A 15,508-nucleotide genomic window follows, 5' to 3' on the forward strand; every position below is an offset into this window, starting at 1 on the left:
TCAGGAGGAGAGTAGTCGTGTCAAGGAAAAAGGTCGACAATATATACCCGTTAACTCCTATGCAGGAGGGAATGTTGTTTCATTCCCTCCTGGACGAAGGAAGCGAGTCCTATTTTGAACAAATGCGCTTTACGATCAAAGGGCTCATCGATCCAGCTATCCTGGAACAAAGCTTGAACGCGCTGATTGAACGACACGATATTCTCCGAACGGTCTTTCTCCTGGAAAAAGTGCAAAAGCCCCGGCAAATCGTGCTCAGGGAAAGAAAGACAAAGGTTCAGGTGCTGGATATTACCCACCTTTCTGAAGAGGAGCAAGCTGCCTACCTGGAAGACTTTGCGCAGAAAGACCGCCAAACAAGCTTCGATTTGGCCAAAGACGTACTGATCCGTCTCACTCTTGTCCGGACTTCGGCTGACACGCATACCCTTTTCTGGAGTCACCATCATATTTTGCTGGACGGTTGGTGCATTCCGATTGTCCTCAACGACTTTTTTCAAATTTATCAACAGCGAAAAGGCGGCCTGCCCGTCGAGCTTGGCCCGGTTTACCCTTACAGCACGTATATCAGTTGGCTGGGAGAGCAGGACGCCGAAGAGGCAAAAGCGAGCTGGGCTGAGTATATAAGCGGCTATGAACCGACCAGCTTTATACACAAGCAGGGCGGCAAAAACAGCTACAGACAGGCGGAATTGGTGTTTGCGATTGAGCAGGCGTTGACGGATAGCTTGAACAAGCTCGCCAAGCAATTGCACGTGACGGTCAACAATTTGTTCCGCGCGATTTGGGGGCTGATGCTGCAACGCCAGTGCAACACGGAAGACGTCGTGTTCGGCTCGGTTGTCTCCGGACGTCCGAGCCACCTGCCGAACGTCGAACAGATGGTCGGACTGTTCATCAACACGGTGCCGATCCGCGTCCAGGCGGGAGCGGAGCAAACGTTTTCCGAGCTGGTGAAGCAAGTGCAGCAGGAAGCGCTCTCGCTTGCCAAATACCATTATCTTTCCTTGGCTGACATTCAGGGCAACCAGCAACTGATTGACCATATTCTGCTGTTCCAGAACTATCCGATGGGCCAGCAATTTCTGACTCGTCTGAACCAGTACAACGAAGAGTTTACCCTCACTCATCTATCTGCTTTTGAACAAACCAACTACGACCTGAACGTAATGGTTACCCCAAGTGATGTCATCACCATCAAATATATATACAATGCCGCTGTTTTTAGCGAAGAACAGCTCCTTCACATCAGTCGACAACTCACCACCATCATGACACAAGTGACAAATGCGCCAGACATCCTTTTGCAAAAGCTCGAAGTGGTTGATCCGGCAGAGAAACAGCTGCAACTGCATTCCTTTAACGATACGTACCGCCATTATCCTACAGATAAGCTGATCCACCAGATTTTTGAAGAGCGCGCCGAGAGGGAGCCAGAGCGCATCGCGCTGGTCATGGGAGAACAAGTCCTTACTTATCGGGAGATGAACGAAAAGGCAAATCAACTGGCGAAGCTGTTGCGGGCGAGAGGAATCGGCCCGGAAAGCATGGTCAGTTTGCTTACCGAGCGTTCCGCAGAGATGATGATTGCGATTTTGGCCATTTTTAAGGCGGGCGGGGCGTACTTGCCGATTGATCCGTCCCATCCGAAGGAACGCATTGAATATATTTTGCAAGATAGCCGAAGTGAATTGTTGCTGGTGAACCATCGCTTTCTTGGAGCGGTTGACTTTGCGGATCGGATCATCGATCTGGAAGCAGCTAAGATTTACCAGGGAGCAGCGGACAATCTGGAGTGCGTCTCCCATGCGAACCATTTGGCTTACGTCATCTACACATCGGGTTCGACGGGCAAGCCGAAGGGCGTCATGATCGAGCATGCGAGCTTGTTGAACATCATTTTTGCCTTGCAGGAACTGTATCCGCTGCTGGAAAACGATGCGTATTTGCTGAAGACGACCTACACTTTTGACGTTTCGGTCGCAGAAATTTTTGGCTGGATTTTGGGGAGCGGCAGATTGGTCATTCTCGATCCCGGAGCGGAGAAGGAGCCTGCCCACATCTGGGAGACGATGGTCAATCACGGCGTGACACATGTCAATTTTGTGCCGTCGATGTTGATTCCGTTCGTCGACTATGTCCGGGATCAACAGCAAGAAAGTCCATTGCGCTATATATTTGCCGCCGGGGAAGCGATGCCGTCCGAGCTGGTGGGCAAAGTGTACGAGGCGCTGCCTGGCGTCATTTTGGAAAACATTTATGGCCCGACCGAATCGACGATTTATGCCACGAAGTATTCCTTGGCAAAAGATTCGCAAGACGTGCTGGTGCCAATCGGCAAGCCGCTTGCCAATATTCAGACGCATATCGTGAACAAGCATGGACAATTGCAGCCAGTCGGCGTGCCTGGTGAATTGTGCATCGCCGGAGCGAGCTTGGCGAGAGGCTATTGGAACAACGAAGCATTGACGAACGAAAAATTTGTGCCTCATCCGTTTGCAGCGGGACAACGCATGTACCGCACGGGCGACTTGGCACGCTACCGGCAGGATGGCAACATCGAGTACCTTGGACGGATCGACCATCAAGTAAAAATTCGCGGCTATCGGATTGAACTGGACGAAATTCGCGCTCAGCTGATTCAGGAAGCTTCGATTCGCGACGCTGTCGTGATCGCTCGCACAGACCATAACGGGCAAGCGTATTTGTGCGCGTATTTCATCGCAGACAAGCAGTGGACCGTCAACGCGCTGCGTGAAGCGCTTCGCCAAGCATTGCCGGACTACATGGTGCCGTCCCATTTTATTCAGATGGAAGAGTTCCCGCTGACATCGAGCGGAAAAATCGATCGCAAAGCGCTGCCGCTCCCGGATGGCCGCGTGCATACAGGCAACGTCTACCTTGCGCCGCGCAATCCGGTTGAGGAACTGGTTGTCCGCATCTGGGAGGAAGTGCTCAATGTATCGCAGGTCGGGGTGCACGACAACTTTTTTGAATTGGGCGGGCACTCGCTTTTGGCGACACAGGTGCTTTCCCGCACAGCCAAGCTGTTTCATGTCCGGCTTCCGATGCGCGAAATTTTTACCCATCAGACAGTAGCCGAATTGGCTCGGCGGATTCAAGCGTTGCGGCATGGAGCAGAAGCGGACAAGCACAGCCCGATTCAGCCGTCCGCGCTCCAGCGTGCCGACGAGTTGCCGCTGTCTTACGCCCAGCAGCGTCTCTGGTTCCTCGATCGGCTCATCCCGGACAGCGCCATGTACAACATCCCCGTCGGCTTCCGGCTGCGCGGAACAGTCGATGAGCTTGTGCTGGAACGCGCTTTGAATGAAATCATCCAGCGGCATGAATCGCTCCGCACCACGTTCGTCGATGTGGACGGGCGAGCGTTGCAGGTGATTCATACGGATGTGCATCTGTCGCTTGGCGTCACCGATCTTCGCGACAAGCCAGCCGCGGCAAAAGACGCGGAGTGGAAGCAAATGGCCGAGGAAGATGCAGCAACGCCGTTCCGCCTCGATCAATGGCCGCTGCTGCGGGCGATGCTGATTCGCTTGGAGGAGCAGGAGTCTGTCCTTTGGCTGAACGTGCACCACATCATCTCCGACGGTTGGTCGATGGATGTACTGGTGAACGAACTGAGCGAAGTGTACGAAGCGTTGCTCAAAGGAGAAGCGCTGCCGCTTGCTGCCTTGCCGATCCAGTATCGGGACTATGCCGTCTGGCAGCGCGAGAAATCGCAAGACGACGTATGGAAAGAACAGCTTCGTTACTGGAAAAACAAACTGGACGGCAGCGAGCCGCTGTTGCCGCTTCCGACAGATCGGCCACGAGCGGTCGTTCAAAGTTATCGCGGAGACCATTTGTCTTTTTACGTGCCGGGTGAGGTCGGGCAAAAGCTGCGCGAGCTGGGACGGCAAGAGGGCGCTACGCTGTTCATGACGCTCCTTGCGGCATTCAAAAGCTTTTTGTACCGCTATACGCATGCGAACGACATTTTGATTGGCACCCCTGTCGCCGGACGCAATCGGCAAGAGATCGAAAACTTGATCGGCTTTTTCGTCAACATGCTCGTCCTGCGCACTGATTTGTCCGATGATCCTACGTTTGTGGAGCTGTTGCGTCGCGTGCGCGAGACGGCGTTCGATGCGTTTGCCAACGAAGATGTGCCTTTTGAAAAACTGGTCGATGAGCTGCAAATCGAACGCAGTCTGAGCTACTCGCCGCTGTTTCAGGTGCTTTTTGCTGTGCAGGGTATGTCGACAGGCGTGCGTGAAGGCGAGACATTGGCGATTGCGCCCGATGAAGTCACGCTCAACCAGACGACCAAGTTCGATCTGACTCTGACGATGATTGAAGCGGCGGACAACGGATTGAAAGGCGTGTTTGAATACAGCACCGATTTGTTTGACCGTACGACGATCGAGCGCATGGCCGAGCATTTTGGCAATCTGCTGCAAGCCATCGCTGCCGATCCGGGGCAAAAAATTGTGGAGCTTCCCCTGTTGGGCGATGCGGAACAAAGCCGGATGCTCGTCGAATGGAACCAGACAGATGTCGCCTATTCCCTCGACCTGCTAGTGCATGAACGGGTCGCGCGCATCGCACAGGAGCTGCCGGAACAGTTTGCCGTGATCGGGGAGCAAGGGGCGCTGACGTACGCACAGCTCGACGCGAAAGCCAACCAGCTTGCGCATGCTTTGTTGAAAAGAGGGATTGGTTCGGAGGATTTGGTGGGCATTTGCGTGGAGCGTTCCAGCGAGATGCTGATCGGTCAACTGGCGATTCTCAAGGCAGGTGCTGCTTACGTCCCGATGGACCCGGCGTACCCGCGCGAACGGCTCGCTTTCATGATCAAAGATGCGGGAATGTCGCTCGTTTTGACCCAGGAGCGCTTGCTTGACGCATTGCCGCAGGAAGCAGCGGCGCTTCTGTGCCTGGATCGGGATTGGCAGGAGATTGCGGCGGAAAGCACGGCTGCGCCTGCAATCAAGACGAATGCGGATCAACTTGCCTACGTCATTTATACGTCAGGCTCGACGGGGACACCAAAAGGCGTAGAGATCGAGCACGGATCGCTCCTGAATCTGGTCAACTGGCACCAGCGCGCCTACAGCGTGTCGGCAGAAGATCGCGCTTCGCAAATTGCCGGTACGGCGTTTGACGCTTCCGTATGGGAGACTTGGCCGTATTTGACCGCAGGTGCGACGATTTGCCAGCCGCGGGACGAGATTCGCCTATCGCCGGAAAAACTGCGGGACTGGCTGGTCGAGACAGGCATCACCATCAGCTTTTTGCCGACTCCGCTGGCTGAGAACTTGCTTCCGCTGCCATGGCCGACGGGAGCGGCGCTGCGCTACATGCTGACGGGCGGTGATACGCTGCACCAATACCCGACTGCGGACGTGCCGTTTACGCTCGTGAACCAGTACGGGCCGACAGAAAATACGGTGGTTGCGACAGCAGGGGTAGTGCCTGTTTTGGGCGAGCGCGAGTCTGCGCCGACGATTGGTCGCCCGATCGACAATGTGTCTGTCTACGTGTTGGATGAAAACAGACAGCCTGTACCTGTAGGGGTAGTCGGAGAGCTGTATATCGGGGGAAAAAGTCTGGCGCGCGGCTATCGGAACCGTCCTGACTTGACGGAAGCGAGCTTTGTGCCGAATCCGTTCTCTCCGATTGAAGGTGCCCGGATGTACCGGACTGGTGACCTGGTGCGCTATGCAGCAGATGGCAGCATCGAGTTTATCGGACGTGCCGACGATCAAGTAAGCATTCGCGGGTTCCGGGTTGAGCTGGGCGAGATTGAATCGGCCTTGTACGCTCATCCGGCGGTTGCGGAGTCCGTGGTGATCGTCCGCGAAGATGTGACCCCCGGAGTGAAGCGGCTTGTTGCGTATGTCGTGCTCCATGAAGGAGAGGAGCGACAGACGAGCGAGTTGCGCCAGTCCTTGAAAGAAATGTTGCCAGATTACATGGTGCCGTCTGCCATCGTGCTGATGGAAGCCCTGCCGCTCACGCCAAACGGAAAAGTAGACCGTCGCGCCTTGCCGCTGCCGGATGTCGCGAAAACAGAGTGGGAAGGCAGCTTCGTCGAACCGCAATCGGATGTGGAACGCAAGCTGGCCGAAATTTGGCAAGAGGTGCTGGGCGTAGAGACGATCGGGGTTCACGACAACTTTTTCGAACTGGGCGGCGACTCGATTTTGACCATTCAGATCGTTTCGCGGGCCCATCAGGCTGGTTTGCAGTTAACGCCGAAGCATTTGTTTGACGCGCAAACATTGGCAGAGCTGGCGGCAAGCGCAGTGGTGCTGGAAAAAGCGCCGGAAATGCAGGCCGAACAAGGAATCGTGACAGGCGAAATGCCTTTGACGCCGATTCAGACGTGGTTTTTCGAGCAGGATGTCCGCCACGTTCATCACTGGAACCAGTCGGTCATGCTCGCAGTGCGGGAAGAACTCGATATGACGGCGCTGACGCAAGCTTTTGCCGCGCTGCCTCGCCAGCATGATGCCCTGCGCCTGCGCTTTCAGCAGGTCAACGGAACATGGCAGGCAGCGCATGGTGAGATTGCGGATGAAGATGTGCTGCTGGTCGCCGATTTGTCGTCCGTTCCTGAGGCGGAGAGAGAAGCACGGATGCGGCACATCACAGACGAACTGCAAGCAAGCCTGGATATCGAAAAAGGACCTTTGCACCGTGCCGCCTATTTCCAACTCGGAGCGGAACAGCGGCTGTTTATCGTGATTCACCATCTCGTGGTCGATGGCGTCTCCTGGCGCATTATTTTGGAAGACCTGCAAACCGCTTACGAACAGGTTAAAGCCGGGCAAAAGATTGCATGGCCGCAAAAGACGACTTCGTTCAAAAGCTGGGCGGAGGAGCTGACAACGTACGCGGAGCAAAGCGCTGTCGATGAGTATTGGACTGGCATGGTCAGCGAACAGGCATGCGGGCTGCCTGTTGATCATCCACAAGGCACGAACACGGAAGGTCTGGCCGTGCAAGTAAAGGCAAAGCTGAGCGCGGACGAGACTCGGGCGCTGCTGCAAGAAGTGCCAGCCGCTTATCGCACGCAGATCAACGATGTGTTGCTCAGTGCCTTGACGCGCACGATTACGGATTGGACGAACAAGCGGGCACTGTATGTCTCGATAGAGGGACACGGTCGCGAGCCGATCGTGGATGGCGTGGACGTGTCGCGTACGGTGGGCTGGTTCACGAGCCTGTATCCGGTCTTGCTGGAAACGGAGCCGGATTTGGCCTGGGGTGACTTGCTGAAGTCGATCAAAGAACAAGTGCGGGCGATCCCGGACAAAGGGATTGGCTACGGTATTCACCGCTATTTGAGCCGGGATGGGCAAACGGCTGAAATGTTGCGAGCCAAGCCGCAGCCGGAGATCAGCTTCAACTACTTGGGACAATTCGGCCAAGGCCAAACGACTGACGCGGCGTTGTTCCAAATCATTCCGAACTGGTCGGCATCCAATGTGAGCGAGGATGAGACGCGTCTTTACAAGCTCGATGTCATGAGCATGGTGGCGCAAGACCAGCTGGAGATGAGCTGGACATTCAGCCGCGATCTGTACGAGCCGGGCACGATTGAAAAGCTCGCTCATGACTATGTGCAAGCGTTGCGAGCGATTATTGCCCATTGCCGCACGGAGCAAGCAGGGGGCTATACGCCTTCCGACTTCCCGCTCGCGGAACTGGATCAAAACAGTCTCGACAAGTTTATCGGTCACAATCGCCTGATCGAGAACGTTTATACGCTTACGCCGTTGCAGGAAGGGATGCTGTTCCATTCCTTGTATGAGCAAGCAGGCGGGGATTACGTGGTGCAGCTCGCTTTGAAACTGGAGCATGTGAATGTAGAGGCATTTTCGGCAGCCTGGCAAAAAGTCGTCGAGCGCCACGCGATTTTGCGAACGTCCTTCCTGTGGAGCGGATTGGAGAAGCCGCATCAGGTCGTGCACGCGAAAGTCAAAACGTTTGTCGAGCGACTGGACTGGCGCCATCTGACAGCGGCTGAGCAAGAAGCGGGCTTGCAGACATATTTGGAACAAGATCGCAAGCGGGGTTTTGATCTCACCCGTCCGCCGCTGATGCGCTGGACGTTGATTCGCCAGGATGCGAGCACGTTTCAGTTTGTATGGAGCTTCCATCACATGTTGCTCGATGGCTGGAGCACGCCGATTGTGTTCCAGGACTGGCAGGCGTTTTATGCCGCAGCCTCGCATGGCAAGGAAGCGAGCTTGCCCGCCATTCCTCCGTTTTCAGCCTATATTGCCTGGCTGAAACGACAAAACCTGGAAGAAGCGCAGCAGTATTGGCGCGACTATTTGCAGGGCTTTGGCGTGCCGACGCCGCTTGGCATGGGGAAATCGGGTGGCAGCGCGGGTCAGCCAAAAGAATACGCAGACCACAAGCTGCTTTTGTCCGAACGGGCGACAGCGAACTTGCTCGCTTTTGCCCGCAAGCACCAGTTGACGCTGAATACGGTTGTGCAAGGGGCTTGGGCGCTGATCCTGGCGCGTTATGCAGGCGAAGCGGAAGTCGTTTTTGGCACGACCAATCTGGGACGGCCAACCGACTTGCCTGACGCAGAAGCGATGGTGGGGCTGTTTATCAACACGTTGCCTGTCCGTGTGCTTTTCCCGGAACAGACGACGGTCATCGACTGGCTGCAAAGCTTGCAGCAGGCCCAAAGCGAGATGCGCCAGTACGAGTTTACGCCGCTCGTGGACATCCAGAGCTGGAGCGAGGTGCCGCGCGGCCAGTCGTTGTTTGACAGCATTTTCGTCTTTGAGAACTACTTGTCCGGCACAAGTGCGGATTCCGAATCCGGCATGTTGCTCGGGGAAGTCAAAGCGGTCGAGCAGACGAGCTATCCGCTGACGCTCGTGGTAGCGCCCGGCGAGGAACTGATGCTCAAACTGATTTATGAAACGGGCCGATTCGAGCAGCCAGCCATGGACAAGGTGCTGGCCCAGTTGAGCAGTGTGCTGGAAGCAATCATGCGTGAGCCGCACGAACAGCTCGCAGACTTGTCCATCATCACGGAAGCGGAGCGCCACAAGCTGTTGGTGCAATGGAATGCGACCGACATGCCGTACGAGCGCAATCTGGTGATGCACCAGCTGTTCGAGGCGCAAGTGGAGGCAACGCCGGACGCGCAAGCTCTGGTCGTCGGAACTGAGCGTTTGACATATGCGGAACTGAACAAACGGGCGAACCAGCTGGCACATTACCTGCGGTCGCAGGGCGTCGGGCCGGAAGTATTGGTCGCTGTCCTGATGGAGCGGACGGCCGAGATGATTGTCGCCTTGCTGGGAATTATCAAGGCGGGCGGTGCGTACGTGCCGATTGATCCTGCCTATCCACAAAACAGGATTGGCTACACGCTGGAAGATTCGCAGGCGGCGATCGTGCTGACGCAAGAACGCTTGCTTCCGATGTTGCCTGAGCATACAGCACAAGTGATTTGCCTGGATCGCGACTGGGCGTGCATGACGCTTCAGCCGGAAGCAAATGTGCCGAATTTGGCTGCGCCAACCAACCTTTCTTACGTGATTTACACATCTGGCTCGACAGGTCTGCCAAAAGGGGTGGCGATTCAGCACAGCAGCGTCATTGCCTTCATTTTCTGGGCGAAAACCGTCTTCTCGGCTGAAGAAATGAGCGGCGTGCTCGCGTCCACTTCGATTTGCTTCGACTTGTCCGTGTATGAAATATTCGTGACCTTGAGTTGCGGCGGCAAAGTGATTTTGGCGGACAACGCCTTGCATTTGCCAAGCCTGCCAGCGGCAAAAGAGGTGACTTTGATCAATACCGTGCCATCTGCGGCCAAGGAACTGGTGCGGATGAACGCGATACCGCCGAGCGTGCGGGTCGTCAATCTCGCCGGAGAGCCGCTGCCGAACACGCTGGCGCAAAGTCTGTACGCGCTTGGGCATGTGCAAAAAGTTTTCAACCTGTACGGCCCATCGGAAGATACGACGTACTCCACCTATGTCCAGGTGACAAAAGGGGCAAAGACAGAGCCGACGATTGGCCGTCCTCTGGCCAACACGCAAGCGTATGTTCTCGATGCCAAGCTGCAGCCTGTGCCGTTGGGCTTGCCTGGGGAGCTGTATTTGGGCGGTGACGGCTTGGCGCGCGGTTACTTGAAGCGCCCGAAAATGACGGCAGAACGCTTTTTGCCCAATCCGTTCCACCCCGATCCGCATGCGCGGATGTACAGCACAGGCGATCTCGTTCGTTACTTGCCCGACGGACAGCTGGAGTATTTGGGCCGCATCGACCACCAGGTCAAAATTCGCGGCTACCGGATCGAATTGGGCGAGCTGGAGGCTGTCCTGCGCAGCCATCCACAGATCAAGGAAGCAGTGGTCGTGGCAAAAGAAGACAAGCTGGGCGAAAAGCGTCTCGTTGCCTACATCACGACAAAAGACGGGGAGTGCGGCGATCGTGCCGTCTTGACGAGCTGGGCCAAGGCAAAATTGCCCGAGTTTATGGTTCCCTCCTTCTTTGTCTGGCTGGACGCGATGCCGCTGACACCGAACGGCAAGATCGACCGCAAGCAACTGCCGGAACCGGAGTGGGGGCAAGTCGCTTCTGCCGCTGGCTACGTAGCGCCGCGCAATCAGACGGAAGCGTTGGTCGCCAGCATCTGGGCTGATGTGCTCGGAATCGAGCAAGTAGGGGTGCACGACAACTTTTTCGAACTGGGCGGGCATTCTCTCCTGGCGACACGAGTAGCTTCCCGTCTGCGCGAAACGTTTGCGAAAGAAGTGCCGATCCGCGCGATTTTTGAGCGGCCGACTGTTGCAGAGCTGTCCGAGACACTTGGAGCGATTGGGCAGAACGAAACGGAAGCGCAGATGCTGCCTGTCTCACGGGAAGCTCATTTGCCGCTGTCGTTCGCGCAACAGCGCCTCTGGTTTCTGGATCGCCTGATGCCGGACAGCACGTTGTACAACATTCCGTCAGCCGTGCGCTTGTTGGGAGATTTGGATATCGCCGCTTGGGAAAAGAGCCTGCAAGTGCTGATCCAGCGCCACGAAAGCTTGCGGACGACTTTTGGCGATGTGGATGGGGAAGCGGTGCAAGTGATTCACTCCCGGCTGGATGGAAAGCTGAACGTGATCGACTTGCGCGGGATGCCAGCAGACGAGCGGGAAGCGGAAGCTCATCGCTTGGCCGGATTGGAAGCGGCGACGCCGTTTGACCTGAGCCAAGGTCCTTTGCTGCGCACCACCCTGATTCGTCTGGCGGAGCAAGAGTGCGTCTTCTTATTCAACCTGCACCATATCATTTTCGACGGCTGGTCGATCGGCATTTTCCTCAAAGAAATGCGGGCGCTGTACGAAGCGTTTGTGCGGGAAGAAGCGCCTGAATTGGCCGAGATTACGGTGCAATACGCAGATTACGCCGTCTGGCAGCGGAAGTGGCTGGAAGGGGAAGTGCTTGCCGAGCAGCTTGCGTACTGGAAAGAAAAGCTGAGCGGAGCCGAACCGCTGCTGGCTTTGCCGACAGATCAGCCGCGTCCTGCCGTCCAGACGCATGATGGCGCGATGCATACGATCAAGCTTTCAGGCGAGCTGTACGCAAAGCTGAACAAGCTCAGCCAGGAAGAAGGCGCGACCTTGTTCATGACCTTGCTCGCTGCCTTCCAAGTCTTGCTCTACCGCTATAGCGGGCAGGAGGACATCCTCGTCGGCAGCCCTGTCGCGGGACGGAACAGACAAGAGACGGAGCCGCTGATCGGCTTTTTCATCAACACATTGGTGCTGCGGACGGACTTGTCAGGAGAACCGACCTTCCGCGAGTTGCTGGCACGAGTGCGGGAGACGGCGTTCGAAGCATACGCCCATCAAGATTTGCCGTTTGAAAAGTTGGTCGACGAGTTGGAGCTGGAGCGCAGTCTCAGCTACTCGCCGCTGTTCCAGGTGATGTTTGTCCTGCAAAACTTCCAGCTGAACTTGGACGAAAAAGCTGGTATCCGTGTGGCTGATTTTGAGATGGACAAGCATCTGGTCACTTCCAAATACGATCTGACGCTGACGATGGCGGAAAAACAAAACGGACTGTTCGCCACGTTTGAATACAACACAGCGCTGTTCCATGAGGCGACGATGGAGCGACTGTCGCAGCATTTTGTTCAGCTGCTGGAAGCTATCGTTCATATGCCGGATCAGGGTATTGCCCGATTGCCGCTGCTGAACCAGAGCGAGCGAGCGCAATTGCTGGTGGAGTGGAACGACACGACGACCGCTTATCCGCGAAACAAACGGGTGGATCAATTGTTCCGGGAAACGGCGCTGCTTTATCCTGAGCGACTGGCGGTCGTTGCGGGAAATCAGACGCTTACGTACGCGGAATTGGAGCGCCGGGCCAACCAGACAGCCAACTACTTGCAACAAAAAGGAGTGCGGCCGGGTGCGCTCGTCGGCCTCTGCGTCAAACGTTCGCCGGAAATGCTGATCGGGATGCTCGGCATACTCAAGGCTGGTGGAGCCTATGTGCCGCTCGATCCTGATTATCCAGAGGAGCGTCTGGCCTACATGATGGGCGACGCCGGAATCACGGTCTTGCTGACGCAGGAGCAGCTCATGCCCGGCTTGCCGTCAGGGGAACGGACTACGATTGCCCTGGATCGCGATTGGCCGCTGATTGCCAAGGAGAGCGAGCAGGCGCCTGACGTGGACACGACAGCGGAAAGTCTCGCTTACGTCATCTACACATCCGGCTCGACCGGACTGCCAAAAGGAACGCTTGTCGTTCATCGCGGCATCGTCCGCCTCGTCAAGGAAACGGATTATGTGACGATCACGGAGCAAGACGTGTTCCTGCAAGCGTCCACCGTGTCGTTCGATGCGGCGACTTTCGAGATATGGGGCAGCCTTTTGAACGGGGCGAAGCTCGTCCTGCTGCCGCCAGAACTGCCGTCGCTCGCAGAAATCGGGCAAGCGATCCAGTCGCACCACGTGACGACACTTTGGCTGACAGCCGGGCTGTTCACGCTGATGGTCGACCATCACAAGGAATATTTGTCCGGGGTTCGCCAACTGCTCGTCGGCGGAGATATCGTATCCGTTCCGCATGTGAAAAAAGCGCTGGAAATCGCAGGGCTGACGGTGATCAACGGGTACGGCCCGACCGAAAACACGACATTCACTTGCTGCAATCCGGTCACGATTATGCCCGAATCGGCCCACACTTTCCCGATCGGCCGTCCGATCAAAAACACGACGGCATACGTGCTCGATCGTCACATGCAGCCCGTTCCGATTGGCGTGACTGGCGAGCTGTACATCGGCGGCGACGGTCTGGCGGAAGGCTACCTGAACCGCCCAGATTTGACGGCAGAGCGGTTTGTGCCCAATCCGTTTGCAACTGATCAGGCGGCACGTCTTTATCGCACAGGCGACCTGGTGCGCTACTTGCCGGACGGTCTGATCGAGTTCATCGGGCGGCTCGACAACCAGGTAAAAATTCGCGGGTTCCGCATCGAGTTGAGCGAAGTGGAAGCGGTCTTGGCCAAACACCCGGCAATTACGGCCTCGGTGGTGATCGTCCACGAAAATGAGGCGGGCATGAAGCAGCTCGTCGCCTACGCAGTCAAGGACGCCGAGCAAGAGCTTGGGACAGCCGAGCTGCGCCAGCACTTCAAAGCACACGTACCGGACTACATGGTGCCTGCCGCCTTTGTCATGCTGGATGCTTTGCCGCTTACTCCGAACGGAAAAGTGGACCGCAAAGCGCTGCCAGCCCCTGTTTTTGAACGCAGCCGGGAAGAGGACACATTTGCAGCGGCTACAAGCCATGTCGAACAAACGCTGGCAGACATTTGGTGCGCTGTACTGCGCATGGATCGCATCGGCATTCATGATAACTTTTTTGAGCTTGGAGGAGACTCGATTCTCAGCATTCAAATCGTCGCCCGCGCGAACAAGGCCGGCATCCATTTGACTCCCAAGCAATTGTTCGATCAGCAAACCATTGCCGAGCTGGCAAAAGTTGCAGGCCAAAGTACAAAAGTGGACGCGGAGCAAGGGAACGTGACGGGCGAGGTGCCGCTTTTGCCGATCCAGACATGGTTTTTCGAGCAAGAGCAACCGACGCCGCACCATTGGAACCAATCCATGCTGCTGCAAGTGAACGAACCGTTGGAGGAAGAGTATTTGAGCCAAGCCGTTGCCCAACTGCTTGCTCATCACGACGCGCTCCGCTTGCGCTACACCTTCGCAGACGGACAGTGGAAGCAGACGTATGCCGACGTCGATTCGGAAGTGCCGCTGCAAGTGGAGGATTTGTCCATGAGTCCGCCAGCCCAGCAGGCGCGGAAGATCGAAAAGCTCGCACAGCAGGCCCAAGCAAGCCTGGATTTGCAGAACGGGCCGCTGCTGAAAGTCGTCTACTTCGATCTCGGGTACGACCGACCAGGCCGTCTTTTGATGGTCATTCATCACTTGGCAGTCGACGGTGTCTCGTGGCGCATCCTGATCGAAGACTTGCAAACAGCGTACGGGCAAGCGGAAAAAGGCAACAAGATTCAACTGCCGCCGAAAACGACCTCTTACAAGGCATGGGCAGAAAAATTGCATAAATACGCGTCCTCTGAGCGGATGCTGGTTGATCAGGATTACTGGCTCAAGGCGGCAGACGAACTGTCGGGTCACCCACTGCCCGTGCATGACTGGGCGGAAAACACAGAAGCAAACGGCCGGATGTTGACGATCCACCTGGAAGAAGAAGAGACGGACGCCCTGCTGCAAAAAGTTCCATCCCGCTACCGCGTGCAAATCAACGATATTTTGTTGACGGCGCTGGCGTTGGCATACGGCAAATGGACGGGCGAGTCCGCGCTTTTGGTCAATCTCGAAGGACACGGTCGCGAAGAGTTGTTCGAGGACGTCGACCTTTCCCGCACCGTCGGCTGGTTTACGTCGATGTACCCGCTCCTGATTCAACTGGAGCCAAACACGTCTTCCGAGGATGCGCTTGCGCGAGTCAAAGAAAAGCTGCAACAAATTCCGCACAAAGGTCTCGGCTACGGCCTGCTGCGCTACATGGCGCAAGACCCTGAACTGGTCGAAAAGCTAAAGGCGATTCCGCAAGCACCGCTCAGCTTCAACTATTTGGGACAATTCCACCAGGCGGCAGATGCGAAAGCGCTTCTGGCATACGCAGAAGGCGAGCGGGGCGCAAACAGCGGCCCGGACAACAGACGGACTCACCTGATCGATGTCGTGGGGGCCGTCACCGAAGGCAAGCTCGGTCTCAGCTTCCTCTACAACGGAAGACTGTACAGCGAATCGCATATCGAAACATTTGCCCGTCACTACACGGACGCTTTGCAATCATTGATCCAGGCGGAGAAACAAAGCTACAGAGCGGAAGACTTCGAGGATGCAGACTTGAGTCAGAGCGCTTTGAACAAGGTGCTCGCAAGGTTAAAAAATAGAAAGGGGAATGAACTCCATGGGGGATCTCACTGATC

General features: G+C 56.2%; 1 protein-coding gene. It reads left to right on the top strand.

The features are described 5' to 3' along the window. The first annotated feature begins 17 nt into the window (after positions 1–17). Positions 18–15,506 carry a non-ribosomal peptide synthetase gene (locus M2298_RS07435; protein WP_280648390.1) on the top strand — a complete coding sequence of 5,163 codons (15,489 nt, stop codon included), beginning with the start codon at positions 18–20 and terminating at the stop codon, positions 15,504–15,506. Positions 15,507–15,508: the final 2 nt, after the last annotated feature.

This window comes from Brevibacillus sp. 1238 (genome assembly GCF_029892995.1).
GTDB classification, from domain to species: domain Bacteria; phylum Bacillota; class Bacilli; order Brevibacillales; family Brevibacillaceae; genus Brevibacillus; species Brevibacillus parabrevis.